Source organism: Amycolatopsis sp. NPDC004378 (assembly GCF_053602455.1).
In genome coordinates this window covers 189770-215347 of sequence record NZ_JBSGDR010000003.1, presented here as the reverse complement: position 1 = coordinate 215347, position 25578 = coordinate 189770, and the positions used below count along the sequence as shown (strand labels likewise).

Below are 25578 nucleotides of genomic sequence, written 5' to 3'. Positions count from 1 at the left end.
CTCAGTATTCGATCTCGGCCCGCACCGGGTAGTGGTCGGAAGGAATCGTGCCACCGTCGTAATGCACCAGCCGTACCGGGCCGACCTCGGCGCGTCGCAGCGAGCCGACGTAGTCCAGCGAGTCGCGGTAGGTCGCCGGGACGGACTTCGCCGCGTCCGGGTTCGTGACGGCGTCGAAGGTGTACTCCCCCGCCGGCGTCGTGCGCAGCGTTCCGCTGAGCGCCGCCGCGCCCTGCTCCGCCTGGGTGCGCCCGGCGGCGTCGCGGCGGTCCTGCCCGGCCCGGTACTCGATGTTGAGGTCGCCCGCGACGGCCACCGCGTCGCCGGCCGGGACGCGCGCGGCGGCGAGGTCGCGCAGTTCGCCCAGCTGGGCCATCCGGACCTGGTGCGCCTTCGGCAGCGTGTCGGGTGCTTCGTCGGCCTGCAGGTGCGTGCCGGTGAGCCAGAGCGCCTTGCCGTGGGCGAAGATCCGGACGAGGGCGGCACCCTTGTTCGCCAGGTAGTCGGCGGTCCCGGAGTAGGAGTTGCGGTAGACGAGCTGGTGCTGCTCGGTGATCGGGTACTTGCTGAGCACGGTGACGCCGCCGTTGACGACGACCGGCGAGTTCGAGCAGTTGCCGCTGACCGACGTCCAGCCGGGCGAGGTCGAGCAGTACTGCCCGACGAGCGGCGTCCGGAACGGGTAGGCGTCGGCGAGCCGCTCCCGGAGGCTCTCGGCCTGGGCGCTGAACGCCTCTTCGAGCACGACGACGTCGGTGTCCTGCGCCCGGATGACGCGTTCGGCCGCCTGGGCCCGGGCCTCCTTGTCCGACGTGTCCGGGTTGGCGATCCACGGCAGCTGCCAGAGGTTGAAGCTCAGCACGCTCAGCGAAGCGGCCGAGGCCTGCGCCGGCGCGGCGGTCAGCACGGCGATGACGACGGCGGCGAGAAGGGCGGTCCTGCGCACGCGGGGTCCTTTCACGAGACGACGAAGGCGCGGGAAGTCCCGCTCAGCTGGGCGATGGCGCCGGTGAGGCCGTGCTTCCACGCCCCGGAGTGCACGACGCGGTACTGGCCGATCGGCGTGTTCGCGGGGATGTCCCAGGTGACTTCCGCGCGGGACTCGGCGCCGAACGTGCGCGTCCAGTGGAACTTCGTGGCCCAGTCGCCGTCGTCGGCGTACCGCCTCCAGCGGCCGTCGACCAGGCGCTGGATCTCGAGGAACGTGCCGTCGCGGCGGAGGTCGTTCTTCGGGTGGCCGGTCACGAACGCGACCGATACCCGGTCACCACGCCGATAGCTGCTGTTCGCCTCGGTGACGACGTCGCCGAAGCTCTTCAGCGGCGGCGCGCTGTCGAAGACGACGCCGGGCTGGAAGGTGACGAGCTTGCCGCGCAGGTCGCGCGGGACCGGCCCGTGCGGCACGGCCGTGCCCGCCTTCATCGCGGCGGCGAGCTTGCCGAACTCCTGCTGGTACGCCGGGAGCGTGTAGCGGCCGAAGAGCGTCGACGCGCCTTCGTACTGCTGCGAGTCGTACTCCTCCGGCGTGGTGACGTACTGGCTGTAGGCGTTGGCGTAACCCTGCATCAGGACGTTCTCCAGCGGCACGCCGAGCGCGGCGGCGACGGTCTTCCGGATCCGCAGCCCGGCGACGATCGTGTACTCGGCGGGCCCGGCGACCAGGTGCAGCTGCCCGATCCGGACGATCTGCAGCGGCAGCACCTCCGGCGCCCACGGGTAGGGCTTCATCGCCCCGAACGGCACCGCGACGACCTTCGGCGCCTGCGCGTCGGCCAGCGCCTGCGGGATCGGCGCGTCGATGCCGCCGAGCCAGTCGATGAAGGGGTTCTTGACGCCTTCGGGCAGCGGCAGGCCGGGGCCGTCCTCGGTGCTGCCGGCGAGCATCGAGACGCCGATCGCGGCGGTGCAGGTGCGGTGCGGGCGCCCGTCCGGGGTGAACGCCGGGTCGACGTCGACGGCGGACATGTCCACGTAGGTCAGCCGGTGGTCGACGCCGCCGGTGACCGTTTCGGTCGCCGCGTCGAACGCGCGTTTCGCCGCCTGGAACTGGAGTTCGCCGATGCGCCGGGTGTTCTCGAACTCGGTCTCGGGCGTGCCGGGCTCGAGGTTCAGGTTCGGCGTCATGTCGCCGGAGTTGGTCTGGGCGAAGGCGGCGACGAACCCGGGCGGGCCGTCGAGGTAGCGGACGCCGGCGTGGTCGTGCTCCCACGTGTAGGCGGCGTAACCCTTGTTGTCGCTGCTGATCAGGTGGTTGCCGTTGCTCATGGACGTGCCGTGGGTGGCGAACCAGGTGATCGCGCCGACGTCCTTGCCGCCCTGGCGGAACCGCAGCACGGTGACCGCCGGGTCGATCGAGAGCGGGAAGTGGTCCTTGTCGGGGTTGAGTTCGAAGGCGACCCGCGACCGGTTGGCGCTGGCCTCGGTCAGCTCGGTACGGCCGAGGGTCAGCTCACCGGGCGCCAGGTTGTCGTGCGCGCGGCCGACGGCGTCGACGATCCCGGCGACGACGGCGTCGTAGGTCTGCTGCTGGAAGCCGAGGATCGACAGGTCGTAGGCCGCGTAGTGCGAGTCGCCGCCGCACGCCGAGTGCGTGTGGGTGGCGTTGAGCAGGACGTTCTGCTCGGTGTAGCGGTCGCCGTACTTCCTGGCCAGCTCGCGCAGGACGCCCTGGTGGACCGACTGGAACAGCGCGCCCAGCTCGGCGGTGACGAAGACGATCCGGCGCGTTCCGTCGTCGACGACGTAGGCCCGGGCGCGGGTGCGCAGGTGGATGCCGGCGGTCTGCTGCTGCGGCATGGAGTAGCCCATCATGCCGTTCTCGGCGGCGGGCCCGGTGACGTCCCCGATCCCGACGCCCACCTTCAGCCCGCTCGCCGCGGGCCGCGCGGCCGCGACGGCGAACGGGAGCGCGGCGGCTCCGGCCAGGACGGTGCGACGGCTCATCCGCATACGGCTCTCCCCGACTAACGTGAACTACTTTCGCGTTAGTCGGGGACCGTACGGGAGCGCCGCCACCTCGGCAACCCGGCAAAAGTACCGGTCAGCCCAGTGCGTCGGCGATCTTCGCCAGCGTGGCGGCGTCGCCGCGCAGGAGGAGCTGGGTGACGACCGTTTCCTCCCAGGCCTGCAGTTCGTCGCGGATCTTCGCCGGCGGCCCGATCAGCGACGTGTCCTCCACCAGCGACGTCGGGATGGCCGCGGTCGCCTCGTCCTTGCGGCCCGCGAGGAACAGCTCCTGGACCTTGTCCGCCACGTCCTCGTACCCCAGCCGGGCGAAGACGTCGTGGTGGAAGTTGACGCTCTTCGCGCCCATCCCGCCGATGTACAGGGCCAGCGACGGCTTGATCCACGAAGCCGCCTCCTCGACGTCGTCGTGGACGATCACCGGGATCGAGCACGGCACTTCGAACGTGTCGAAGGTGTGCCGGGCGCCTTCACGCGCGAAGCCCTCTTCCAGCGCGGCCTTGTAGAAGGCGTTGCTCTTGGGCGAGAAGAACAGCGGGAGCCAGCCGTCGCCGATCTCGGCCGCCAGGGCGACGTTCTTCGGGCCCTCCGCGGCCAGGTGGATCGGGATCTCCTTGCGCAGCGGGTGCACCGTCGGCTTGAGCGCCTTGCCCAGCCCCGTCCCGCCCTGCAGCGGCAGCTGGAAGTGCCGGCCGTCCAGGGTCACCGGCGCCTCGCGCGCGATCACCTGGCGGACGATGTCCACGTACTCCCGCGTCCGCTCCAGGGGCTTCGGGTACGGCTGGCCGTACCAGCCCTCGACGACCTGCGGGCCGGACGCGCCGAGCCCGAGCACCATCCGGCCGCCGGAGAGGTGGTCCAGGGTCATCGCGCTCATCGCCGTCGCGGTCGGGGTGCGCGCGGCCATCTGGACGATGTTCGTGCCGAGCCGGATCCGGCTGGTCGAGGCGCCGTACCAGGCCAGCGGCGTGAAGGCGTCCGAGCCGTACGCCTCGGCCGTCCACACCGAGTCGAAGCCGAGCTCCTCGGCCTTGAGCACGGCCTCCAGCGCGCCCGGGGTCGGGCCGCTGCCCCAGTACCCGACGTGGAATCCCAGCTTCACGTGATGCCTCCTAGACGTTCGGCGCGTAGTGCTCGGGCTTGCCCCGCTCCGACAGCGGCGGCAGGTTCCTGCGTGGAGTCTCGACCAAGTCGGCGTCCGGAGCCACCTCGCCGCGCACGCGCCGCCAGCCGGCGCGCGCCCGCGGGTGGTAGCGGCGGTCGTGCGGGACGAGCTTGAACACCGCGTTGATCAGCTTCCCCGCTCGCCGGTGCCGGCGCGCGTCGCGCTCGGACCACCGCAGGCCGAGCAGGTCGCGGACCTCCCGGTCGTAGAGCCCGGTGGTCAGCCAGACGAAGTTACGGGCGATCAGCGCGCTCACCGGCCGCCACAGTGCGTCCGGCAGCCAGGGCAGGAACGGCGGCTTCGCGATCCCGCGCAGGTCGAGGACGTCCCGGGTGGCCTTGTTGTCCTCCAGGACCTCGGCGCACATGTGCTTCCAGTAGCGCTGGAAGTCCTCCCAGCTCTCGGGCACCGGCCGCATGGTCATGTCGTACATCCGCCACCACGTGACGTGCTCGTCGAACAGCCGCCGCTTCTCCGCCTCGCCGATGCCGCCCATGAAGTGGTCGGCGATGAGGATGGTGCTGACGAAGAACGTCGAGTGCGCCCAGTAGTAGGTGTCCGGGTCGAGCGCGTGGTAGCGCCGGCCCTTCGCGTCTACGCCCTTGATGCGGTCGTGGTAACCGCGGACTTCCAAGGCGGTCCGGTGCGCGCGCGGGCCGTCGTAGACGACTCCCCCGATCGGGTAGAGCGAGCGGAACAGGCGCTGCCAGCGCTCCTCGAAGAACCGCGAGTGCTGCTCGACGCCGGCCCCGAGGCCGGGGTGCATGTTCTGCATCGACCCGGCCCACAGGGCGATGAGCAGGCCGCGCCAGTCGCCGAAGTACTTCCAGGTCAGCGAGTCGGGCCCCAGGGGTTCCGGCGTCATCGGCAGCGCTCCTCGTCGAGTCTTGAACTGACCACGGCTGTTGTCAGGCTAGGATCTGACAACAGTTGTAGTCAACCGAGGAGTGAGCATGCCGGGCCGCACGTGGGCGGGCACGACCCTGGACGACCGGAAGGCGCTGCGGCGCGAACAGCTCGTCTCCGCGGGTCTCGAGCTGCTGGGCACCGAAGGCTCGGCCGGCACGAGCGTTCGCGCGGTGTGCCGGCAGGCGAAGCTCACCGAGCGCTACTTCTACGAGAGCTTCAGCGACCGCGAAGAGCTCGTCGCGGCGGTGTACGAGCACGTCGGCGAGCAGGCGCGGCAGGCCCTGGTCGACGCGGTCCGCGACGCGCCGAACCCGACGCTGCGGGCCGGGCACGCCGTGCGCACGTTCGTCGAGCTGATCGTCGACGACCCCCGCAAGGGCCGGGTCCTGCTGCTCGCGCCGCTCACCGACCCGGCGCTGACCCGCCGGGGCCTGCACCTGCTGCCGGTGTTCGCCGCGCTCGTCGGCGAGCAGCTGTCCCACGGCGACGAAACCGAGCGCCGGATGGTCGCCATCGGGCTGGTCGGGGCGTTGAGCAACGTCTTCATCGCCTACCTCGACGGCTCGCTGAAGGTCTCGCGCGAGCGGCTCGTCGCCCACTGCGTGAAACTCGTGCTCGGCGCCGACGACCACTGACCCCACCTCCCGCTGACCTGGTGACAGTCGCGCGGGCGATCGGGCACACTCAACCCATGCGTACCGCTGGGCGGAACGACGGCGTCAGCGGCGACGGGCTCGTCGCGGCCCGGCTCGCCGCGCTCCTCGAAGCCTTCCGGCCGGGCGACGAAGCCCTCGGCGTGTCCGAACTGGCCCGCCGGACCGGGCTGGCGAAGACGACCGTGCACCGGCTCGTCGGGCACCTGACCGGAACCGGTCTCCTCGAGCGCCAGGACGGCTCCGTGCGGCTCGGGCTGCGGCTGTTCGAAATCGGCCAACTGGCCTCACCCCGGCGGGGGCTCGTCGAAGCCGCGCGGCCGTACCTCGCCGACCTCCGCGAAGCGACGCGCAACACCGTCCACCTCGCCATCCTCGAAGGCACCGAAGTCGTCTACCTCGACGTGCTGCGCGGGCCGGACGCGCCGACGCTGCCTTCGCGCATCGGCGGCCGGTTCCCCGCGCACGCCACCGGCGTCGGCAAGGCGATCCTCGCGTTTTCTCCGGAATCCGTGGTGAACCAGGTGATCGACGCCGGATTACCCCGCATGAGCCCGAAGACGATCACCGCGCCCGGACTGCTGCGCCGGCAGCTGACGCGCGTTCGCGAGGACGGGATCGCCTTGGAGCGCGAGGAATCCGGCGTCGGCGTGGTGTGCGCGGCCAGCCCGCTGCTCGACGCGCGCGGCGTCGCGGTGGCCGCGGTCTCGATTTCCGGCTGGGCCAACCGGATGCGCACCGAACGGGTCGCGCCCGCCGTCCGGACGGTGGCACTCGCGCTCACCCGCACGCTCTCCGGCTCCACTCCGGACGGTCGGAAATAATCTTGCGGGACAAGGCTTTTCCTTCCTCTAGGCCGTCCGGCTGACGTAATCGTCCCGAGCTGGACGGGTGATCGGGAGCGGCTACGATCCGTCCAATGGCCCAGCACAGCCGGGAGACGACCTTCACGGGCCACTCCCCCGCGACGTTCCCGGGACCGGCGGCCGCGCACCGGTTGCTGTCCCTCGACATCGTGCTCGCACTGCTGGCGCTGACGGGCGGGCTGCGCGTGCTCTACCTCGCCGCGCCGGCCCCGGCGCTGCCCGCCGAAGCCGCGAACGTCGCCCACGCCTACGCCCTTGGCCACCTCACGTCGTTCACGGACGCGGGCGGCGCCGGCGTCAGCCCGCTCGGCTGGTGGCAGCTTTCGGCCTACACGATGGTTTCGGACGCCTTCGGCCGCTCGGCCTCCGCGCTCGCGGCGGTCCGCGAGACGATGATCGTGGCCGCGGCGATCGGCGCGGTGCTGCTGTGGTTCCTGGCCCGCCGGACCGGGTTGACGCGGTGGGCCGCGGCGGCCGCGGTGGTGCTGCTCGCGGCGTCCCCGCTCGCGCTCGGCCTGCAGCGGCTCGTCGTCGTGGAGCACCTCGCGGTGGTCTGGGCACTGGGCGCCCTGGTCCTGATCACCAAGCCGGACGCGCGGATCCGGCACGACGTGCTGGCCACGGTCTGCCTGCTGGCCGCCGTGCTCACCTCCCCGCTGGCGCTGGTCTTCCTGCCCGCGGCGGGCTGGCTGCTGGTGCGGCGCGCGCCGGTGCGAGCCGCGCTCGTGGCGGTGCTGCTCAACCTCGGCCTGGGCATCGCGTTCGGCCCGGCGGCCGGGCTCCTCCGGCCGCACCTGGCGGACCCGGGTCCGCCGACGGTCGCCGGCTGGGTCGCGCTCGACCCGGCGTGGGCGGTGCTCTCGACCGTCGCGCTCGTGGCCGCACTGGCCGTGACGGCCCTGCGCCCGCTCGCGGTGACCGGCCTGCTGCTCGTCGCGGCCCTGCTCGTCCCCGGCGTCCCGGACACCGCCGTGCTCGCCCTGCTGCTGCCGGTCACGCCGGTGCTGCTCGCCGGGGTCGTCCAGGCGGCGAGCCGGCAGCGGGTGAAAGCGCACCGGGAGAACCGGAGCCACCGCGGCGCGGTCGCGTTCGCCGCGGCCGTCCTCGTCGCCGTGGTCGCCGCCGGCTGGGTGTACGGCTACCCCGCCCTGCGCCCTTCGACCGACCGGGCCGGCCCGCTCACCGGCGCACAGGAATGGCTGCGGGCCAACGCTTCCGGCGCCCGCGTGCTGGTCGACGACGCGGCCTGGGCCGAACTCGCGAAAGCCGGCTGGCCGACCGGAATGCTCGTCGCGCCCGCAGCCTGCGCCGCGACCTGCCCGCCCGCCGAATGGGCCGTCTTCGCCGGCGACGCGAACGACCTCCGCCGGCGTTACCCGGCCCTCGACGCCGCGTTCGACGATTCCGCGGCGACCGCCGTCTTCGGCGGCGGCGACCAGGGAGTGACCGTCTCCCGCCTCGGCCTGCCGCCCGCCGACCCGGCCGCGCCGTCGGAGGCTTCGGCGCGGGCCCACGCGGGTGCGGCGCTGGCGGCGTCGACGCGGATCGCCTTCGCCCCGGACGCCGTCGCCGTGCTCCGAGCGGGCCGCGTCGACCCGCGCCTGATCGCGACGATCGCCGCGCTCGCGGCGCTCCAGCCGGTCCGCGTCGCCGCCTTCCCCGGGGTCCCCGGCGAGGACCCCGCCGGGCAGCCGCGCCGCCGGGTGCTGCTGACCGGCGGCGAAGACGGCGCGGCCGCGTTCTACACCGGCCAGCGCGACCTGTTCCGCCCGTCGTCGGTCGCCCGGACCGGCGGCGGCGTGCTCGTCACCTATCCGCTGTTCGCGCCCCCGGGACTGCTCGTCCCGTTCTCCTCTCCCTGACCGGCGAAAGGAACTGCCGATGCGTACCCTGCTCAGACCCGGCGGGCTGACCGCCGCGGCCCTCCTGCTCGTCGCGCTCACGCCCGTGACCGCCCAGGCGGCGACCGCGCCCGGCCCGGGCGTCGGCTGGATCCGGGTCGGCCACCTGTCGCCGAAGGTGCCGCCGGTGGACATCTACTTCGCGCCGTTCGGCCAAGCCGAGAAGGTCGTCATCCGCAAGGCCGGCTACGGCGCGGTCACCCCGTACTCCTCGCTCGACCCCGGCAAGTACACGCTGTCGATGCGGCCCGCCGACGCCGCGGCCAGCACTCCGCCGGCGCTCTCGGCGACGATCGACATCGCGGAGCGCACCGCCTATTCGCTGCTGGTCTTCGCGAACGGACCCGACGGCACGCTCAAGGGCGATCTGGTCACCGACGACCTCACCGCGCCCGCGGCGGGCAAGGGCCGGCTGCGGGTGGTCGAAGGCTCGGCGGCGATCGCGCCGGTCACCGTCGAAGGCCCCACCGGCGTCGCGTTCGCCAAGGACGCGGCCTACGGCCAGACGTCGTCCTATGTGGACGTTCCCGAAGGCCGGTGGCCGCTGCAGCTGAGCGGCGGCTCGGTGAAGTCGACCGCCGAAGTCGACGTCAAGGCCGGGTCGTCGACGACGGTCCTGGTCACCGAGAACTCCGGCTCGCTCAAGGCGAACCCGATCTCCGACGGCGCGTCGCTGCCCCAGCCGCCGAAGCTCGGCGTCGAAACCGGCGGAGGCGGCACGGCACCGTCGTCCGGGCCGCCGTGGTGGGCGGCGTTCCTGGCCGCCGGGCTGCTCGGCGCGTTCTTCGTCCGGCGCTGGGTGGCGCGTGCGCGCTGAGCTGGGCGCGCTCCTGGTCGTCGCGGCGGTGGCCGCGGGCTGTTCCGCGGCTCCGGCCGCGCCCGCACCGACGGCCACCGCGGCGACGACGTCAGCGACCGGGCCGAAGCCGCTGCCCGCGGCTCCGGCCGTGCACCCGGTGCGGCTGCGGATCCCCGCCATCGGCGTGGACGCGGCCGCGCTCGTCCCGCTCGGCCTGGGCGCCGACCACCAGCTGGAAGCCCCGGAACGCTTCGAGGACGTCGGCTGGTACGCCGCCGGCCCGGTGCCGGGCGACCCGGGCCCGGCGGTGATCGCCGCGCACGTCGACTCCCGGTCCGGGCCGGCGCCGTTCTTCCGGCTGCGCGACCTGCGCGACGGTGACCAAGTGTTCGTCACGCGCTCCGACGGCGGGGAAACCCGGTTCGTCGTGGACGGTGTCCAGCGCTACCCGAAGAACGCGTTCCCCACCGACGCGGTGTACGGCCCCGCGCCGGGCAGCGCGCTGCGGCTCATCACCTGCGGCGGCAGCTTCGACGCGGCGAAGCGGTCGTACCGGGACAACATCGTCGTCTACGCCTCGACGCGCTGGGGTTAGACCTCCTTGATCAGCCCGCGCCGGGCGAGCTCCGGCCGGACGCCGTCGCCGAACCAGTACGCCTCCTCCAGGTGCGGGTAGCCCGACAGCACGAACTCGGTGACGCCGACGCTGTGGTACTCCTCGAGCAGGTCCGCGACTTCGCCGTGGCTGCCGACCAGCGCGGTGCCCGCGCCGCCGCGGACCAGGCCGACGCCGGCCCAGAGGTTCGGGTGGATCTCCAGGCCGCGCACGCCGCCGTCCGTCCGGCCGCCGTGCAGCGCCACCATCCGCTGCTGTCCCACGGACTCGCTCGCGGCCAGCTGCGCCTGGGCCTTCGCGACCTGCTCGGGGCTCAGCGCGTCCAGGAGCTTCTGCGCTTCGGCCCACGCCTCGGCCGACGTGTCGCGCGAGATCGTGTGCAGCCGGACGCCGAAGCGGATCGGCCGGTCGCCCGCCAGGGCGCGGACCTTGGCGATCTTCTCCGCCACCTGCGCGGGCGGTTCGCCCCAGGTCAGGTAGACGTCGGCGTGCCGCGCCGCGACCGGCAGCGCGGCCGGCGACGAGCCTCCGAAGTAGATCGGCGGCACCGGGTCGGGTGCGGCCAGGGTCGTCGCGCCTTCGACGCGCAGGTGCTCGCCTTCGAAGGTGACCGGCTGCCCCGACCACACGCCGCGGACGATCGTCAGGAACTCGTCCGTGCGGGCGTACCGGGCGTCGTGGTCGTGCCAGTCGCCGAAACGCCGCTGCTCGACCGCGTCACCGCCGGTGACGATGTTGAGCAGCACCCGGCCGTTCGACAGGCGCTGGAACGTCCCGGCCATCTGCGCCGCCAGGGTCGGCGAGATGACGCCGGGGCGGAACGCGACCAGGAACTTCAGCCGCGACGTCTCGCGGATCAGCGCGGCCGTGGTCAGCCAGGCGTCCTCGCACCACGTGCCGGTCGGGGTCAGCACGCCTTCGAAGCCCTGCCGCTCGGCGGCGCGGGCGACCTGGGCCAGGTAGTCCAGGTCCGGCTCGCGCTGCGCGGACGGGCCCTGGGACCGGTTGGCGTGGAAGCGTTCCACGATCGTGCGGCCGTCGCCGCTGGTGGGCAGGAACCAGTGCAGCCTGATGCTCATCCGTTGCTCCTCGCCTGATCCAGCTCGGGGGCGAACCGCCGGTCGACGAACGCGGCGAAGTCCACCTTGCCCGGCAGCGTCTTCTCGTCGGTGAACGCGTCCGCGAGCTGTTGTTCCGAACTCACCACGGAGTCGTCCAGTGGGATGGGCAGGTCACGCCCGGCGTCGACGGCCTTCTGCGCGACGTCGAGCTTGAGCCCGGTCTCCTTGGCCCACGCCTGCGCCCACTCCGGCCGGTGCGTGTCCGCCCACTTCTGCGCCTTGACCACTCGGCTCGCGAAGTCCCGCAATGCGGAGTTCTTGCCGGGATCGGAGAGGGCCGCGGTGCCGGCGGTCAGGAAGCCCAGGCCGTTGGACGCGCCGCGGCCGTCGGCGAGCACGCGGGCGTGCGCTTCGAGCTGCGCTTGCGCGGTGTAGGGGTCCCAGATCGCCCAGGCGTCGATCTGGTGCTGGGTGAAGGCGGCGTACGCCTCCGCCGGCTGCAGGAAGCTGAGCTTCACGTCCCTTGTGGACAGTCCGGCGTTGTGGAGGGTGTTCAGCAGCTGGCCGTGCGCCGAGCTGCCCTTCGCCACCCCGATCGTCTTGCCCTTCAGCGCGGCGGCGTTCTGCAGTGGCGAGTCGGGCGGGACGAGGATGGCCTCCCGCTCGACGTTGCTGTACGACACGCTGATCACCTTGATCTTCGCCTTGGCCGCGGCCGCGAAGATCGGCGGGGTGTTGCCGACCCGCCCGGCGTCGATCGCCCCGGCCGACGCCGCTTCGAGCAGCGGCGGGCCCGAGGTGAACGTCGACCACTCGATCTTGTACGGCAGGCCGGTGAGCTCGCCGGCCGCGGTGAGCAGCGACTTCACGCCGCCCTTCTGGTCACCGACCTTGAGCGTCACCTTCGCCAGGTCCGCCGCGCTCACCGGCGGCGGCACGGCCGCCTGGTCGGAGCCGGTCGCCGAGCCGCACCCGGCCAGCGCGAACGCCACCGCGGCCGCGGCCAGCCCGTTACGCCACTGCATCTTCGGTCACTCCCAAATCGGCCAGCACGCGCCGGCGGAGGTCGTCGTGGTCGGCGTCGCCCGGCCGGTGCTCGGCGACGATCCGGCCGCCGTCGAGCACCAGGACCCGCCCGGCGAGCCGGAGGGCTTCGTCGACGTCGTGGGTCACCAGCAGCACACCCGGCCGGTGGCTGCGCCACAGGTCCTGGACGAGCCCGTGCATCGCGATCCGCGTGAGGGCGTCGAGCGCGCCGAACGGCTCGTCGAGCAGGAGCAAGTCCGGCTCCCGCACCAGCGCGCGGGCCAGCGACACGCGCTGCGCCTCACCGCCGGACAGCGTCAGCGGCCAATCGTCGGCGTGCGCGGCCAGGTGCACCTCGCCCAGCGCCTTGTCCGCCAGCGCGCGGTTACGGGACTTGGACACGCCGTCCTGGCGCAGGCCGAGCACGACGTTGCGCCACACCTTCCGCCACGGCAGCAGCCGCGGCTGCTGGAACGCGACCGAGACGGTCCCGGTCACGTCCGCACGGCCCTCCACGTCGTGGTCGAGCCCGGCCAGCACCCGCAACAGCGTCGACTTGCCCGACCCGGAGCGCCCCAGCAAGGCGACGAACTCGCCGCGCTCGACGGTCAGGTCGAGTCCCTTCAGGACAGTGCGGTCACCGAACCGCTTGGTGAGGTCACGGACCTCGGCTACCGGGTTCGCCACCGCAGCACCTTCCGTTCGAGCAGCCGGACCAGCGCATCGGTGACCAGGCCGAGCAGGGCGTACAGGACGAGCCCGACGACCACGACGTCGGTGCGCAGGAACTCCCGCGCATTGTTGATCAGGTAGCCGACCCCGGCGTCCGCGTTGACCGTCTCACCCACGATCAGCGCGAGCCAGGCCAGGCCCAGCGACTGCCGCAGCCCGACGAGCGCCTGAGGCAACGCACCCGGCAGCACGACGTGCCAGAGCCGTTCCGCGCGGCTGAACCCGAGCGCCCGCGACGCCTCCACGAGATCCGGGTCGGCCCCGCGGATTCCCGAATGGACGTTCAGGTACAACGGGAACGCCACCCCGAGCGCGACCAGCACGACCTTCGTCTCCTCCCCGATCCCGAACCACAGGATGAACAACGGGATCAAGCCGAGGAACGGCAACGTCCGCAGCATCTGCACCGGCGGGTCGACCAGCGCCTCACCCCACCGGGACAGCCCGGACACGACGCCCAGCACCACCCCGACGACCGCACCGATCGCGAACCCGGCACCGACCCGGCCGAGCGAAACCGCGAACGCGTCGCCGAGTTCGCCGCTGCGCGCGACTTCCACACCCGCCTGCACCACCGTCCACGGAGAACTGAGCTTGTCCGACGGCAGGACACCGGTGGCACTGGCCAGCTGCCAAGCGGCGAGAAGCACCACCGGACTGATCCAGCGCCGCAGGTCCAGCCTCGGCACACTTCGGCGCGGCGGCTCGTCGGCGCGTTTCCGGGCGCGCGCCAGCACGCCCGTGGTGGAAATCGACACGGATTTCTCCCGGGGACGGGGTTCTTCGGGGATTGCGTGGTCCCGAGCTTCGAGCCCCGTGCCGGTGAAGTCAATCCGTGGACGCGTACTCCCAGTCCGTGAACTCCGGGTGTTTCAGCCCGTGGAACGGCGGATCACGGCGTCGGCCGCCCCGCTACCCTGCCGAAGCAGCGCAGCGGGTCGACGTCCGGCTCGACCAGCGTCGCGGCCACCGAAAGGGCTTACGCGGCAACGGTTTCACCGCGTCGAAGTCCCCCGGGCGGGCCGCCGTCTCCGCGCGCGTCAGCCGCCGAACATGACCTTCCACTCGTCCAGCGACCGCGGCCGGTAGACGAAGTTGGTGCGCTTCACCTCGGACAGCGCGGCCGACGGTTCGGCCGAATACTGGTGCCCGGGGTAGACGACGGGATCGCCGGCCAGCCCGGCCAGTGCCTGCAGGCTGCGGTAGATCTCCTCGGCGTCGCCGCCGGGGAAGTCCGTGCGGCCACAGCCTTCGAGGAAGAGCGTGTCGCCGGAGACGAGCTTGTCCTCGACGAGGAAGCACTGGCTGCCCGGGGTGTGGCCGGGCGTGTGCAGCAGCCGGATCGGGATCGAGCCGACCTCGAGGACGTCGTCGTGGTCGTGCGCGCGCAGGTCGGTCCCGGAGACGCCGGTGACGCGCCGGACCCATTCGGTCTCGGCCCCGTTGACGTGGATCGGCACCTGCTCGATGGCGAGCAGCTCGGCGATCCCCGGCAGCGAGAAGCCCATCATGGCGCCGCCGACGTGGTCGGGGTGGTGGTGCGTGGCGAGCACCCCGGTGAGCCGCATGCCGTCGCTCTCGAGGACGTCCACGAGATCCTGCACGGCGTAGGCGGGATCGACGATCACCGCGTCCTGGGTGTCCCGATCGCCGATGAGGTAGGCGAAGTTCACCATCTGCGTCGCGACCGGGTCGCCGACGGCGAAGTCCCGCCCGGCGAGCAGCTGCCGGAAGTAGAGCCGATCTGCCATGGCCACACCCTACGGGGCGGCCGCCTCGGCGAGCGCGGCCAGGACCGCCGCGACGGCGGGCGGGTCGGGCGGGTCGCCGTAGGTGGCCGCGTGGATGCGGCGGTGCAGGCCGGTCGGTTCGGTGGCGTGGATGTCGGGCCGGCGGTGGACCTGGAGGGGCCAGGCCGGGCAGGGTGGCCACGCCCGTGCCGCCCGCCACCAGGGCCTGGACGACGACCATGTCGTCGCTGAACGAGCCGATGCGCGGGGTGAAGCCCGCCTGCGAGCACACCGCCGTCAGCTCCGCCCGGCACCGGTCGCACCCGCCGATCCAGGCGGAGTCGCGGTGGTTCGCGAGGCTGTCGCCGGCACTGCGGCTGATCAGGTGGATCGGGTCGTCGGTGAGGTGGCGGAAGCGGAACCCCTCGGCCTCCACCGGCGCGCCGGTGTGCCGGAAGACGAGGGCGACGTCGATTTCGCCGTGCCGCAGCAGCTTCAGGGCTTCGACCGGGTGCTCGTCGACCAGGCTCAGCCGGAGGCCCGGGTGCGCCCGTGCCAGCGCGGTGACGGCGGCCGGCACGATCGTGCTCAGCACGGACGCGTTGGCGGCCAGGCGGACGCGGCCGGTCTGCAGGCCGACGTGCGCGGCCAGCTCGGTGGACGCCGCGTCGACCCGGCCGACGATCTCGGCGGCCCGGCCGGCCGGCAGCCGCCCTTCCGGCGTCAGGCGGATCCCCCGGCCGATCCGCTGCACGAGCTTGACGCCGGTCGCCGCTTCCAGCCGGGACAGGTGGTGGCTCACCGACGGCTGCGAACAGTGCAGCTCCCGGGCCGCTTCGGTCACCGATTCGTGCCGGGCCACCGCGGCCAGGACCTTGAGGTGGACCAGGTTCAGCGGCCTCCGGTTCATCCTGGTCTTCGACGGACCACCGGACACAGGGGCGGCGCAATGGGCAAGGTGACCTGCGAACTCGCGATCTCGCTCGACGGCTACTCCGCCGGGCTCAACCAGACCGAGCAGCGCCCGTTCGGCGACGACGGCGGCGACGGCTGGGGCGACCGGCTGCACGCCTGGTACTCCGAGGGACCCGAGAAGCACCCGGCCGAGTTCGCCCGGACGATGACCGCCAAGGCGTTCATCATGGGCCGCGCCATGTTCGGCCCGGTGCGCGGCGCGTGGGACCGGCCGTGGACGGGCTGGTGGGGCGACAACCCGCCGTACCACGGCGAAGTCTTCGTGCTCACCCACCACCCGCGCGACCCGCAGCCGATGGACGGCGACATCTCGGTCCACGGCGGCGCGACCACGGTCAACCAGTACCTCGCCGCCGGCCTGATCGACAAAATACGGCTGCACATCCGTGCCGATGACGCTCGGCGCGGGCACGCGGCTGTTCGACGGCGTCCCGCCGTTGAACCTCGAGCAGGTGCAGTCCCGGGCCGCCGACGCCGTCACGCACCAGATCTACCGCGTGGTCACGGCGTGAGCACGAGCCGGCCGAACACTTCGCCGTCCAGCAGCTTCCGATGCGCGAGCACGGCTTCCTCCAGGGGAAGGACCTCGTGCACGACCGCGGTCAGGCCGCTGCCGAGCAGGTCCGCGATCACGGCGCGCCGGTCGGCTTCGGGCACGGTGTCCGCGCTGAAGGTGGCGAACGACAACGACTTCCGGAACGCGCTGAACAACTCCGCGCCGAAGTCCGCGGGTGGCTCGCCGGCGACCGCGCCGACCGCCACGAGCCGTCCGTTCGGCTTCAGCCTCGCGAAGAACGACGGCAGACCGGGCCCGGCGACGACGTCGACGATGACGTCGTAGGTGTCGTCGCTTCCCTCGCCGGCGCGGTCCACCACGTGCGTCGCGCCGAGCTTGCGCAGGAGCTCGCCGCGCTCGGGCGAAGACGTCGTGACCGCGATCGCGCCGGCACCGCCGCGGGCCGCGAGCTGGACGGTCATGATCCCGAGGCCGCCCGCCGCGCCGCGCACCAGCACCGACTCGCCGGGAGCGAAGCGGGCGTGGCGGAGACCGAAGTGGGCTACGGCTCCCGAGCTGCCGAGCGTCACCGCGTCGACGGCCGACCGGGACTCCGGGAGCGGGACGAGCATGGTCACCGGGGCGACCACCTGCTCGGCGTAACCGCCGCTTCCGCTGAACGCCCACACGCGCCGTCCGGTCCACGACGGGGCGACGCCGTCGCCGGTGGCGGTGACGACGCCGGCCACCTCGCCGCCGAGGATGTGCCCGTTCTCGAAGCCGTAGGCCGCCAGGGCGCCGCTGCGGATCAAGGCGTCGACGCCGCCGACGCCGATCGCCTCGGTGGCGATCAGCACCTGCCCGGCGGCCGGTTCCGGGGCCGGGAGGTCGACGATCGCGAGCCCGTCGGGGCCGCCGAACGCCCGTACCGCGACTGCTTTCACTGCGTTCTCCGTCCATCGGGGACCGGGGTGTCGCGCCGGACGGTAACGGACGGGGGCGTCCGTTTCGCTAAAGTGAGAGGGTGGCCGACCGATTGCCTCAGATGCTGCGTTCCGACGCGCGCGACAACCGCGAGCGTCTCCTCGACGCGGCACGCGAGGTGTTCGCCGCCGAGGGCCTGAACGTGCCGATGCGGGAGATCGCCCGCCGCGCCGGCGTCGGCCCGGCCACCCTCTACCGGCGGTTCCCGACCAAGGAGCTGCTGGTCACCGAGGCGTTCACGGACCAGATGCGCGCGTGCTACGCCATCGTCGACGAAGGGCTCGCCGACCCGGACCCGTGGCACGGCTTCGCGCTGGTGGTCGAGCGGCTCTGCGAGCTGCACGCGCGGGACCGCGGCTTCACGGCGGCGTTCGTCTCGGCCTTCCCGCACGCCGTGGACTTCACGACCGACCGCGAACGGGCGTTGAAGTCGCTCGCGCAGCTGACCCGCCGCGCCCAGGACGCCGGCCACGTGCGTGCGGACGTCGTCCTGGACGACCTGGTCCTCGTGCTCATGGCGAACAGCGGGATCCAGGCTTCTTCACCGGCCGCCCGCGTCGCCGCCTCCCGGCGCTTCGCCACCATCGCGCTGCGAGGGCTGCGGGCCTGACGCCGCCCACTGGTGCACGCTCCCCCGGTGCAGCGCGGCGTACGCCCGGTCTCGCAGGACGTTCGCCTCGTGGTCGGACAACGTCTCGCCCAGCGGGCGCAGGACCAGCCGGACGAGGAGGTTCTTCTGGTCCGGCGTCGCGCCGAGCCGGGCCAGCGCCTGGGGCGGCAGCTCCGCACCCGGCGTCTCCTCGTGGATGCCGACCGACTCGACGACGTCCGCGTCGTCGCCGAGGGCGGTCCGGACGCGGTCGCCGAGGTCCTCCGCGCGGTCGTCCGCGGCCACCGCGATCGAGAGGTCGCGGCGGACCGGCGGGAGCGCCGACACCGGCCGGTACGGCGCGAGGTCGGTGAGCTGGGCCGCGACCGCGGGCTCGGCCGAGCGCAGCAGGCGGATGTCCGGGAGGCCCTTGCGGAGCATGAGCATCCGGTCGAGACCCATGCCGAGCGCGAGCCCGGACCAGCCCTCGCCGAGCCCGGCCCGCGCGAGGACGGCCGGGTGCGCGAGCCCGCACTCGGCGACCTCGACCCAGCCACCGTCGTGGCGGACGTCGAGCTGAGCACCGTCCACTGTGTACGGATGCCGGCGGGGTTCGAGCCGCCACCGCAGCCCGGGCACGAGCGCGGCGACCATCTCCCCGAGGTCGGCGCGGGTCGTCGGCCGCCGGGTGATGCGCCAGAGGTCGAGCTGGTGCGGGGTGCCGCTGTGCAGCCGGTCGATGCTGTCGCGCCGGTAGACGACACCCGCACAGACGAGCAGGACGTCATCGCCCGGCTTCGCGGCGAGCGCCCGCAGCGCGGCGGGGACCATGGCAGTGGAATGGCTGCGCAGCACGTGAGCGGCGTCGACGTACCGGGTGTAGCGCGCGTCGCGGGTGACGTCGGCGGGGTCGTAGCCGAGGTTGTCGTAGTTGTCGGCAACGGTGACGATCCGGTCGCCGGGCCACCTTCGAACCTCGCACCCCCACTTTTCGGCGAGAGCCTCGACGGCTTCGTCGACAACGAGCTGTATGGCGTGCGGCCCGCCGGCGGGATCGGTGAGATCGCGGACGGCGAGGTCGCGGATGAGCTGGGCCGGGCTGAGTGTTTCGGGCATGACGGAACCTCCGGGATTCACGGGAGCGGCCGGGGAACTCCCCCTGGCCCCGGACGCCCGGCAAGGTTCGGTGAGGTCACACCTCAGTACGCGAAGGTGGCACCGGAACCCCGCTGGCACCCGCGAAGGGCCAGGGGGCCGGTAAATCGGCGGTATCCCGCAACGACGGCCACGAACCCAGGTTAGCGCCCCTGTCACGCGAATTGCCCAGCCGACAACTCACCGGCCACGCCGGCGGATATCCGGCTGCCCGGATCCCGCCTGCAAGTCATCGGCCCCGTCACCCGGTCATCACTCACCCACCTCCCCGTCGGCCAGTTCGCGCAGCAGGTCCAAGTGCCCCACGTGCCGCGCCGTCTCCTGGACGACGTGTGCCACCACCCAGCGGACGGTGAACTCCGACCGGCGGCGGGTGCGGTCGTCCGGGTCCAGGCGGCGCAGGGACTGCTCCGACCGTGCCCACTCGGCCTTGTACGCCGCCACCACCGATGCCGGCGTGTCCTCCGGGCCCACGTCCCAGCTCGGGTCCGGGGAGCCCGCCCACAGCGACGGCAGGTCCGTTCCGCCCGCCTCGATCGAGAGCCACCACCGCTCGACCGCCGTCAGGTGCTTCAGCACCCCCAGTGCGCTCATCCGCGGTGACGTCGGGAACGGCGCCGCCGCGGCTTCCTCCGGGGTCAGCCCGGCCACCTTGTTGACCGCCGTCGCGCGGAGGAACTGCAGGAAGTCCAGCTGGAGGCGCAGTTCGTCGCCGGCCAGGGGCGCGGGCCAGGAACGCCGCGTCTTCGAACTCGTGTTCGACATGACCGCAAGGTACCGCACCGGTCCGACAAAATAGAGTGATCGGCATGTGGTGGGGACTGCTCTGCGCGCTCGGCGCGGCATGCGCGTACGGAGTCGCTTCGGTGATGCAGTCGGTCGCCGCGAAGGCCACCGACACCGGTGGTGACGGCGTCGACCCGAAACTGCTGGTCCGCGTGCTCGGCCAGTGGAAGTTCGTGCTCGGGCTGTGCCTGGACGTCCTCGGGTTCGTCGCGCAGATCGCCGCGCTGCACGTCCTGCCGTTGTTCGTCGTGCAGGCCGCGCTCGCCGCCAGCCTCGCCGTGACGGCCGTCGCCGCGCGGTTCCTCGGCGTCCACCTCGGCAAGCGGGAATGGGCCGCCGTGGTCGTCGTGTGCGCGGGGCTCGCGCTGCTCGGCGCGGCCGCCGAGAGCGAAGGCTCGGCCCCCGTCGGGCTCGGCTTCCGGCTCGGGCTGATCGGCGCGGTCGCCGTCCTGGCGGCCGCCGGGATCGTCGCCGGGAAGGCGAGCCGCCGGGTGCGGACGCCCGCGCTCGGGCTCGTCGCCGGGCTGAGCTTCGGCGTCGTCGCGATCGCCGGCCGGATCATCCCCAGCCTCGCGCCGCTGGACCTGCTCACCGACCCGGCGACCTACACCGTCGCGGTCGCGGGCGGGATGGCGATGCTGTTCTACGCCACGGCGTTGCAACGCGGAAGCGTCACGACGAGCACGGCGATGATGGTGCTCGGCGAGACGGTCTTCCCGTCGCTGGTCGGCGTGCTCGTCCTCGGCGACCGCACCCGGCCGGGGTTCGCGGTCGTGGCCGTCGCCGGGTTCGTCCTCGCCGTGGCCGCCGCGCTCGCGCTGGCCCGCTTCGGCGAGCCGGAGCCGGTGACGACCGCGAAGTGAGACGAAGCCGACCGTGTTCCCGTAACTCCTTTACTTAGACTAGCCTTACCTATCCCACGACAGGACAGGGAGGCGCGGGTGAGCACGACGACGGGACGGGACGTCCTCCGCCGTTCGATCACCGGGCAGCGACGATCGGTGGGGCTCGCGGCGCTGCTGACCGCGGGCCACCAGGGCGGCGAAGCGCTGGTGCCGGTGGTGATCGGCGTGGTGATCGACCAGGCCGTCGCGGGTGGCTCGGTGGGCACGCTGCTGGTTTGGCTGGCGGTCCTGGGGGTGCTCTTCGCCGCGCTGTCGACCAGCTACCGGCTCGGCGCCCGCTTCGGTGAGCGCGCCGCCGAACGCGCCGCCCACGACCTCCGTCTCGACGTCGGACGCCGCGTGCTGCACCCCGGCGGCGGCGCCGAGGCCGGCACCCTCGCGGGCGAGCTGGTGAGCATCGGGACGTCGGACGCGAAACGCGTCGGCCAGGTCAACGGCATCCTGCCGTTCGGCGTCGCCGGGCTCGCCGGGCTGCTGGTCAGCGCCGTCGTGCTGCTGACGATGAGCATCCCGCTCGGCCTGCTCGTGCTGCTCGGCACGCCGCCGATGCTGTACCTGGCCCACCTGGTCGGCAAGCCCCTGGAACGCCGCAGCGAAGCCGAACAGGAGCGGTCCGCGTTCGCCTCCGGCGTCGCCACCGACCTCGTCGCCGGGCTGCGCGTGCTGAAGGGCGTCGGCGCCGAACGCGCGGCCGTGGACCGTTACCGCCGCACCAGCCAGGACTCCCTGAAGGCGACCCTGCGTGCCGCGCGCGCCCAGGCCTGGCACAACGGCGCACTGCTCGCGCTGACCGGCGTCTTCATCGCCGTCGTCGCGCTCGTCGGCGGCACCCTCGCCGCGGCGGGCGACATCAGCGTCGGCGACCTCGTCGCCGCGGTCGGGCTCGCGCAGTACCTGATCACGCCGTTCTCGATCTTCTCGTGGGTCAACGGCGAACTCGCCCAGGGCCGCGCGTCGGCGGCGCGCATCGCCGACGTCCTGAACGCGCCCGCCGCCGTCGGCCCCGGTGACGGGACGCTGCCGACACCGTCCGCCGGGCACGTCCGGCTCTCCGCCCTGAGCCGCGGAGCGCTGCGCGACGTCGAGTTCGAAGCCCGCCCGGGCGAGTTGCTCGGCGTGGTCGCCACCGACCCGGCCGCCGCGACCGACCTCCTCGACTGCCTCGGCCGCGCCGCGGACCCCGCGGCCGGCTCGGTTTCGGTCGACTCGGTCGATCTGTCCACTGTGGACCCGAGCCGGGTGCGCGAGGTGGTGCTCGTCGCGGCGCACGACGCGGACCTGTTCGCCGGGACCGTCGCGGAGAACTTCGAAACCGGTCCCCGGTCCGCCGAGGCGATGACTGCGGCGGCCGTCGACGAGGTGGCCGGCGCCCTGCCCGACGGCGTCGCGACCGCCGTCTCCGAACGCGGGCGGTCCTTGTCCGGGGGACAGCGCCAGCGCGTCGCCCTGGCCCGCGCGCTCTCCGTCGACGCGCCGGTGCTCGTCCTGCACGACCCGACGACGGCCGTCGACACCGTCACCGAGGCCCGGATCGCCACGGGCCTGGCCGAACTGCGGCGCGGCCGCACCACCATCCTCGTGACGACCAGCCCGGCGCTGCTCGCCGCGACCGACCGCGTCGTCCTCCTCGACGACGGGCGGATCGCGGGCGAAGGCAGCCACGCCGAGCTGGCCGGTCGCGCCGACTACCGGGCGGCGGTGCTGTCATGACGCGCGAACTCCTCCCCGTGGCCGGCGGGCGCCGGATCCGCGCCGTCGTCGGCGAGCTCGTCGGCCGGTCGAAGGGCCGCGCCGCGGCCGCGTTCGCGATGCTCGTCGCGGCGACCGCGATCGGGCTGCTCACGGCTCCCCTGCTCGGCCGGGTCGTCGACCTGGTCGCGATGCGGCGGCCGGCGGCCGAACTGGTCACGCCGGTCGTCGGACTGGTGGTCGTCGCGGTGGGCCAGGCGGTCGCCACCGCGATCGGCGTGGCGCTGGTGGCGCGGCTGGGCGAGACGATCCTGGCCGAGCTGCGCGAGCGGTTCGTCGAGCGCGCTCTCGGGCTGCCCCTCGACCAGCTCGAGCGCGCCGGGTCCGGCGACCTCACCACACGGGTCACGAACGACGTCTCGGTCGTCGCGGAAGCCGTCCGGCAGGCGCTGCCCGAGCTGGGGCGTTCGGTGCTGACGGTGGTGCTGACGCTCGGCGCGCTGGCCGTGCTCGACTGGCGGTTCCTGCTGGCCGCGCTGGTCGCCGTGCCGATCCAGCTGTGGACCGTGCGCTGGTACGTCCCGCGTGCGAAGCCCCTGTACGCCAGCCAACGCGAAGCCGTCGGCGCGCAACAGCAGCAGCTGCTCGACACCATCGGCGGCGCGAAGACCGTCCGGGCGTTCCGGCTGGCCGACGCGCACCTGGACCGGGTGCGGAAGCGCTCGGACACGGCCGTCGACCTGGCGCTGCGCGGGATCCGGCTGGTCACGCGGTTCTACGCGCGGCTCAACCTGGCGGAGTTCGCCGGCCTCTCGGCGGTGCTCGCGATGGGGTTCCTGCTCGTCGGAGCGGACGCGGTGACGGTCGGCGTCGCGACCGCGGCGGCACTGTACTTCCACAGCCTGTTCGGGCCGATCACCACGGCACTGGCGCTGGTCGACGACGCGCAGGCGGCCGCGGCGGGCCTCGCGCGGCTGATCGGCGTCGCCGACCTGCCCGCCGAGGCACCGCCTTCGCGCCCGGCACGCCCGGTCGACGCGTCGGTCAAGACGGCGGCGGCCGGTTACTCCTATGTGGACGGTCATCCGGTGCTGCGGGACATCGACCTCGACGTCACGCCGGGCGAGCGGGTGGCCCTGGTCGGGGCGAGCGGCGCCGGGAAGACCACGCTGGCCAAGCTGATCGCCGGCATCCACCGCCCGGCTTCGGGGTCGGTGACGCTCGGCGGGGTGTCCCTGGACGAGCTGGGGCCGGACGGCATCCGCCGGACCGTCGCCCTGATCAGCCAGGAGGTGCACGTCTTCGCGGGGCCCCTGCGGGACGACCTGCGGCTCGCGCGGCCGTCGGCCTCCGACACCGAACTCCGCGAGGCGTTGGCCAAGGTCGGCGCCCTGACCTGGGTGGACGCCCTGCCGGACGGTCTGGCCACCGTGGTCGGCGAAGGCGGGCACCAGCTGACGGTCACCCAGGCCCAGCAGCTCGCCCTGGTCCGGCTGGTGCTGGCCGACCCGCCGATCGCGATCCTCGACGAGGCGACGGCGGAGGCGGGCAGCGCGGGCGCGCGGGTCCTGGAGTCGGCGGCCGCGGCGGCCCTGGCGGGACGCACGGCGCTGGTGGTCGCCCACCGCCTGACGCAGGCGGCGGCGTCGGACCGGGTCGTGGTGCTCGACGCGGGCGCGGTGGTGGAGTCCGGCACGCACGACGAGCTCGTCGCGGCGGGCGGCGCGTACGCCGGGCTGTGGGCGGCCTGGTCGGGCCAGCGCGCCTGAGGCCGAAACCGTGAAGGCCGCCTTGAGGGAGTCAAGGCGGCCTTCACGGGTTTTACGTGGCTAGTCGTCCATGGCGTCGGCCAGGGACTTCGGCCGCATGTCCGTCCAGTTCGCTTCCACGTGGTCCAGGCACTCCTGCCGCGGAGCCGGGCCGAACGCGACCGTCCAGCCGGCCGGGACGTCCACGAACTCCGGCCACAGGCTGTGCTGGTTCTCGGCGTTCACGAGCACCAGGTATGTGCCGTCGGCGTCTTCGAACGGGTTGGTCATGCCAGGCCTCCTCAGGCGGTGATGTCCGTGCGGGCGCTCTTGACGACCTCGGTCAGCTTCCGGATGACCGGGGCCGCGAGCACCGGGTTGAACCGGGGTTCGGTCGACCAGTCGGCGAGCTGGTTCGCCTTGACCGCGGGCAGTTGCGCCCACGTCGGGATCGCCGCCAGCTGCTGCCGCGACAGCGCGTACGTGCGGCTGTCGGTCAGGATCAGGTCGGCCGGGTACTTGCCGGCCTGCTCCCAGCTGAGCGTCTCGAAGTAGTCGTCCGAGCCGGCGCCGTTGATGATGTCCAGGCCGAGGTCGCGGTAGTACGCCAGGTCCGCGAAGAACTCCGGCTTGCAGACGTAGAGGTTGTCCTTGTCGCTGGACACCACGAGCACCTTGAGGCCGGGCTTGGCCTTCACCGCCGCCTTGAGGTCGTCGGACGCCTTCTGGAAGTCGTCCTTGCCCTTCCTGATGACCTCGGAGTTCGCGTCCCCGCCCAGGGCGACGGCCAGCTGCTCGTAGCGCTCGATCACCTTGGGCAGCGTGACCTTGTGCTCCGACAGCGCGACGATCGGGGCGACCTGCTGGACCTTCGTGCCGACGTCGTCCTTCAGCACCCACAGGTCGGTCGGCTTGGCGCCGGTCAGACCGGTGATCACCAGGTCGGGTTTCGTCGCCGCGAACTTCTCCATGCTGAAGTCGTCCCAGGCGTTGCCGATCGACGTGACGGCGTTCAGGTCGATGTTGCCGGCCTGGATCTCCTTCTGGCCGCCGGCCGTCTTCTGCGGGCCGAACACGCCGACCGGGCGGACGCCGTAGTCCCACAGGGCCGCGGCCGAACTGACGTAGGCCACGACGCGGGCCGGGCGCTGGTCGCGCGACGCCTTCTGCCCGCGGTCGTCGGTGAACTCCCAGGGACCCGAAGCGGCGCCGGACGACTTGTCCTCGCCGCTGCCGCACGCGGTCAGCGCGGCGGCCGCGGCGAGCCCGCCCGCCCCGATCAGGAATCCACGCCGGCTGAGCCCGGCAGCGCCTTGAAACACGGACATGAGAACCTCTCGCCAGTCTTTAGGATAGGCACACCTTATTTAGGGCAGCCTCTCAAACGCAACAGCCGGGGTGGGTGTTGTGTCAGTGCCCACCCCGCCCGGAGAGCTGCGCTTCGGCGCCGGGTACCGGCTCGGCCGGGTCGTGTCCCAGGTGGACTTGGCGGTTGTCCGCGTCGACGTGCACCACCCGCGGCCGGTGTGCGGCGCGCTCGGCCTCCTCGACCTGGGCGTAGGTGATGATGATGACGAGGTCGCCGGGGTGCACCAGGTGCGCGGCCGCGCCGTTGACGCCGATCACCCCGGTGCCCGGCTCACCGGTGATGGCGTAGGTCTCCAGCCGGGCGCCGTTGGTGATGTCGACGACCTGGACCTTCTCGCCTTCGACGATGTCCGCCGCCGCCATCAGCTCCGCGTCGATGGTCAGGGAGCCGACGTAGTGCAGGTCGGCCTGGGTGACGGTGGCCCGGTGGATCTTGGCGTTCATCAGGGTGCGGTGCACGG

The 25578-nt window shown here is 72.9% G+C and carries 24 protein-coding genes and 2 pseudogenes; 10 read left to right on the top strand and 16 right to left on the bottom strand.

Annotated features, from left to right (window positions below; genetic code table 11):
• Window position 1: 1 nt before the first annotated feature.
• The 4 genes from ACWEN0_RS12555 to ACWEN0_RS12540 all read right to left on the bottom strand — a co-directional run bounded on the left by ACWEN0_RS12555 (window position 2) and on the right by ACWEN0_RS12540 (window position 4994).
• Window positions 2-946: a sphingomyelin phosphodiesterase gene (locus tag ACWEN0_RS12555; protein WP_451972387.1), complete on the bottom strand. Its 945-nt coding sequence runs from the start codon at window positions 944-946 to the stop codon at window positions 2-4.
• Window positions 947-957: 11 nt separating this feature from the next.
• Window positions 958-2949: a neutral/alkaline ceramidase gene (locus ACWEN0_RS12550; protein WP_451972385.1), complete on the bottom strand. Its 1992-nt coding sequence runs from the start codon at window positions 2947-2949 to the stop codon at window positions 958-960.
• Between the two features lie 91 nt (window positions 2950-3040).
• Window positions 3041-4066 (bottom strand): LLM class F420-dependent oxidoreductase, encoded by a 1026-nt coding sequence (locus ACWEN0_RS12545; RefSeq protein ID WP_451972383.1) that lies wholly within the window; start codon window positions 4064-4066, stop codon window positions 3041-3043.
• Window positions 4067-4076: 10 nt separating this feature from the next.
• Window positions 4077-4994, bottom strand: coding sequence for an oxygenase MpaB family protein (locus ACWEN0_RS12540; protein WP_451972381.1), 918 nt, complete (start codon window positions 4992-4994; stop codon window positions 4077-4079).
• Between the two features lie 88 nt (window positions 4995-5082).
• Between ACWEN0_RS12540 and ACWEN0_RS12535 the strand changes: the two genes are divergently transcribed.
• The 5 genes from ACWEN0_RS12535 (at window position 5083) to ACWEN0_RS12515 (ending at window position 9852) form a co-directional block, all read left to right on the top strand.
• A complete protein-coding gene (locus tag ACWEN0_RS12535; protein WP_451972379.1) occupies window positions 5083-5673 on the top strand; it encodes a TetR/AcrR family transcriptional regulator in 591 nt (196 codons plus the stop codon).
• Between the two features lie 56 nt (window positions 5674-5729).
• Window positions 5730-6515 (top strand): IclR family transcriptional regulator, encoded by a 786-nt coding sequence (locus tag ACWEN0_RS12530; RefSeq protein WP_451972377.1) that lies wholly within the window; start codon window positions 5730-5732, stop codon window positions 6513-6515.
• 95 nt (window positions 6516-6610) lie between these two features.
• Entirely contained in the window at window positions 6611-8419 is a 1809-nt protein-coding gene (locus ACWEN0_RS12525; protein WP_451972375.1) for a glycosyl transferase, read from the top strand.
• A gap of 19 nt (window positions 8420-8438) precedes the next feature.
• The gene (locus ACWEN0_RS12520) at window positions 8439-9275 is read left to right on the top strand and encodes a DUF4397 domain-containing protein (protein ID WP_451972373.1); all 837 of its coding nucleotides are present in this window, start codon (window positions 8439-8441) and stop codon (window positions 9273-9275) included.
• On the top strand, window positions 9265-9852 hold the full coding sequence (locus ACWEN0_RS12515; protein WP_451972371.1) for a class F sortase: 588 nt from the start codon (window positions 9265-9267) through the stop codon (window positions 9850-9852). The genes ACWEN0_RS12520 and ACWEN0_RS12515 overlap by 11 nt, the downstream gene beginning before the upstream one ends.
• Here the strand turns inward: ACWEN0_RS12515 and ACWEN0_RS12510 are convergent.
• From ACWEN0_RS12510 to ACWEN0_RS12485, 6 genes and pseudogenes are all read right to left on the bottom strand, one after another.
• Complete coding sequence (locus ACWEN0_RS12510) at window positions 9849-10952, bottom strand: LLM class flavin-dependent oxidoreductase (protein WP_451972369.1); 1104 nt, start codon at window positions 10950-10952, stop codon at window positions 9849-9851. The genes ACWEN0_RS12515 and ACWEN0_RS12510 overlap by 4 nt on opposite strands.
• The gene (locus ACWEN0_RS12505; RefSeq protein ID WP_451972367.1) at window positions 10949-11959 is read right to left on the bottom strand and encodes an ABC transporter substrate-binding protein; all 1011 of its coding nucleotides are present in this window, start codon (window positions 11957-11959) and stop codon (window positions 10949-10951) included. The genes ACWEN0_RS12510 and ACWEN0_RS12505 overlap by 4 nt, the downstream gene beginning before the upstream one ends.
• Entirely contained in the window at window positions 11946-12647 is a 702-nt protein-coding gene (locus tag ACWEN0_RS12500; RefSeq protein WP_451972366.1) for an ABC transporter ATP-binding protein, read from the bottom strand. The genes ACWEN0_RS12505 and ACWEN0_RS12500 overlap by 14 nt, the downstream gene beginning before the upstream one ends.
• Window positions 12632-13450, bottom strand: a complete 819-nt coding sequence (locus ACWEN0_RS12495) for an ABC transporter permease (protein ID WP_451972364.1) — start codon at window positions 13448-13450, stop codon at window positions 12632-12634. The genes ACWEN0_RS12500 and ACWEN0_RS12495 overlap by 16 nt, the downstream gene beginning before the upstream one ends.
• A 282-nt stretch (window positions 13451-13732) precedes the next feature.
• Entirely contained in the window at window positions 13733-14443 is a 711-nt protein-coding gene (locus ACWEN0_RS12490) for an MBL fold metallo-hydrolase (protein WP_451972362.1), read from the bottom strand.
• A 217-nt stretch (window positions 14444-14660) separates the two neighbouring features.
• Window positions 14661-15332 (bottom strand): annotated as a pseudogene (locus ACWEN0_RS12485) (LysR family transcriptional regulator); the annotation flags it as partial.
• A gap of 39 nt (window positions 15333-15371) precedes the next feature.
• On the opposite strand from ACWEN0_RS12485, the pseudogene ACWEN0_RS12480 reads away from it, so the two are divergent.
• Window positions 15372-15635: pseudogene (locus ACWEN0_RS12480) on the top strand (dihydrofolate reductase family protein); the annotation flags it as partial.
• 263 nt (window positions 15636-15898) lie between these two features.
• On the opposite strand, the gene ACWEN0_RS12475 reads toward ACWEN0_RS12480, so the two are convergent.
• Window positions 15899-16837, bottom strand: a complete 939-nt coding sequence (locus ACWEN0_RS12475) for a zinc-binding dehydrogenase (RefSeq protein ID WP_451972360.1) — start codon at window positions 16835-16837, stop codon at window positions 15899-15901.
• 80 nt (window positions 16838-16917) lie between these two features.
• Here ACWEN0_RS12475 and ACWEN0_RS12470 point away from each other — a divergent pair, with 80 nt between their 5' ends.
• Complete coding sequence (locus ACWEN0_RS12470) at window positions 16918-17487, top strand: TetR/AcrR family transcriptional regulator (protein ID WP_451972358.1); 570 nt, start codon at window positions 16918-16920, stop codon at window positions 17485-17487.
• On the opposite strand, the gene srmL is transcribed toward ACWEN0_RS12470, so the two are convergent.
• Window positions 17419-18582: a PheS-related mystery ligase SrmL gene (gene srmL / locus ACWEN0_RS12465; protein ID WP_451972356.1), complete on the bottom strand. Its 1164-nt coding sequence runs from the start codon at window positions 18580-18582 to the stop codon at window positions 17419-17421. The genes ACWEN0_RS12470 and srmL overlap by 69 nt on opposite strands.
• Before the next feature lie 291 nt (window positions 18583-18873).
• Entirely contained in the window at window positions 18874-19386 is a 513-nt protein-coding gene (locus ACWEN0_RS12460) for a DinB family protein (RefSeq protein WP_451972354.1), read from the bottom strand.
• Window positions 19387-19430: 44 nt separating this feature from the next.
• Here ACWEN0_RS12460 and ACWEN0_RS12455 point away from each other — a divergent pair, with 44 nt between their 5' ends.
• The 3 genes from ACWEN0_RS12455 (at window position 19431) to ACWEN0_RS12445 (ending at window position 23770) form a co-directional block, all read left to right on the top strand.
• Window positions 19431-20270, top strand: coding sequence for a hypothetical protein (locus ACWEN0_RS12455; RefSeq protein ID WP_451972352.1), 840 nt, complete (start codon window positions 19431-19433; stop codon window positions 20268-20270).
• Window positions 20271-20348: 78 nt separating this feature from the next.
• Entirely contained in the window at window positions 20349-22022 is a 1674-nt protein-coding gene (locus ACWEN0_RS12450; protein ID WP_451972350.1) for an ABC transporter ATP-binding protein, read from the top strand.
• Window positions 22019-23770 carry an ABC transporter ATP-binding protein gene (locus ACWEN0_RS12445; RefSeq protein WP_451972348.1) on the top strand — a complete coding sequence of 584 codons (1752 nt, stop codon included), beginning with the start codon at window positions 22019-22021 and terminating at the stop codon, window positions 23768-23770. The genes ACWEN0_RS12450 and ACWEN0_RS12445 overlap by 4 nt, the downstream gene beginning before the upstream one ends.
• Before the next feature lie 60 nt (window positions 23771-23830).
• Here the strand turns inward: ACWEN0_RS12445 and ACWEN0_RS12440 are convergent, their stop codons facing one another.
• The 3 genes from ACWEN0_RS12440 to panD form a co-directional block, all read right to left on the bottom strand.
• Entirely contained in the window at window positions 23831-24040 is a 210-nt protein-coding gene (locus ACWEN0_RS12440) for an MbtH family protein (RefSeq protein WP_451972346.1), read from the bottom strand.
• Window positions 24041-24051: 11 nt separating this feature from the next.
• Window positions 24052-25077 (bottom strand): ABC transporter substrate-binding protein, encoded by a 1026-nt coding sequence (locus tag ACWEN0_RS12435; RefSeq protein ID WP_451972344.1) that lies wholly within the window; start codon window positions 25075-25077, stop codon window positions 24052-24054.
• A gap of 82 nt (window positions 25078-25159) precedes the next feature.
• Window positions 25160-25576: an aspartate 1-decarboxylase gene (gene panD / locus ACWEN0_RS12430; protein ID WP_451972342.1), complete on the bottom strand. Its 417-nt coding sequence runs from the start codon at window positions 25574-25576 to the stop codon at window positions 25160-25162.
• Between the last annotated feature and the right edge of the window lie 2 nt (window positions 25577-25578).

Coding starts and splice junctions, on each gene's coding strand:
- ACWEN0_RS12550 (WP_451972385.1), bottom strand. CDS start 2,949: ATGCGGATGAGCCGTCGCACCGTCCTGGCCGGAGCCGCCGCGCTCCCG.
- ACWEN0_RS12540 (WP_451972381.1), bottom strand. CDS start 4,994: ATGACGCCGGAACCCCTGGGGCCCGACTCGCTGACCTGGAAGTACTTC.
- ACWEN0_RS12535 (WP_451972379.1), top strand. CDS start 5,083: ATGCCGGGCCGCACGTGGGCGGGCACGACCCTGGACGACCGGAAGGCG.
- ACWEN0_RS12530 (WP_451972377.1), top strand. CDS start 5,730: ATGCGTACCGCTGGGCGGAACGACGGCGTCAGCGGCGACGGGCTCGTC.
- ACWEN0_RS12525 (WP_451972375.1), top strand. CDS start 6,611: ATGGCCCAGCACAGCCGGGAGACGACCTTCACGGGCCACTCCCCCGCG.
- ACWEN0_RS12520 (WP_451972373.1), top strand. CDS start 8,439: ATGCGTACCCTGCTCAGACCCGGCGGGCTGACCGCCGCGGCCCTCCTG.
- ACWEN0_RS12510 (WP_451972369.1), bottom strand. CDS start 10,952: ATGAGCATCAGGCTGCACTGGTTCCTGCCCACCAGCGGCGACGGCCGC.
- ACWEN0_RS12505 (WP_451972367.1), bottom strand. CDS start 11,959: ATGCAGTGGCGTAACGGGCTGGCCGCGGCCGCGGTGGCGTTCGCGCTG.
- ACWEN0_RS12490 (WP_451972362.1), bottom strand. CDS start 14,443: ATGGCAGATCGGCTCTACTTCCGGCAGCTGCTCGCCGGGCGGGACTTC.
- srmL (WP_451972356.1), bottom strand. CDS start 18,582: ATGCCCGAAACACTCAGCCCGGCCCAGCTCATCCGCGACCTCGCCGTC.
- ACWEN0_RS12460 (WP_451972354.1), bottom strand. CDS start 19,386: ATGTCGAACACGAGTTCGAAGACGCGGCGTTCCTGGCCCGCGCCCCTG.
- ACWEN0_RS12455 (WP_451972352.1), top strand. CDS start 19,431: ATGTGGTGGGGACTGCTCTGCGCGCTCGGCGCGGCATGCGCGTACGGA.
- ACWEN0_RS12445 (WP_451972348.1), top strand. CDS start 22,019: ATGACGCGCGAACTCCTCCCCGTGGCCGGCGGGCGCCGGATCCGCGCC.
- ACWEN0_RS12440 (WP_451972346.1), bottom strand. CDS start 24,040: ATGACCAACCCGTTCGAAGACGCCGACGGCACATACCTGGTGCTCGTG.
- ACWEN0_RS12435 (WP_451972344.1), bottom strand. CDS start 25,077: ATGTCCGTGTTTCAAGGCGCTGCCGGGCTCAGCCGGCGTGGATTCCTG.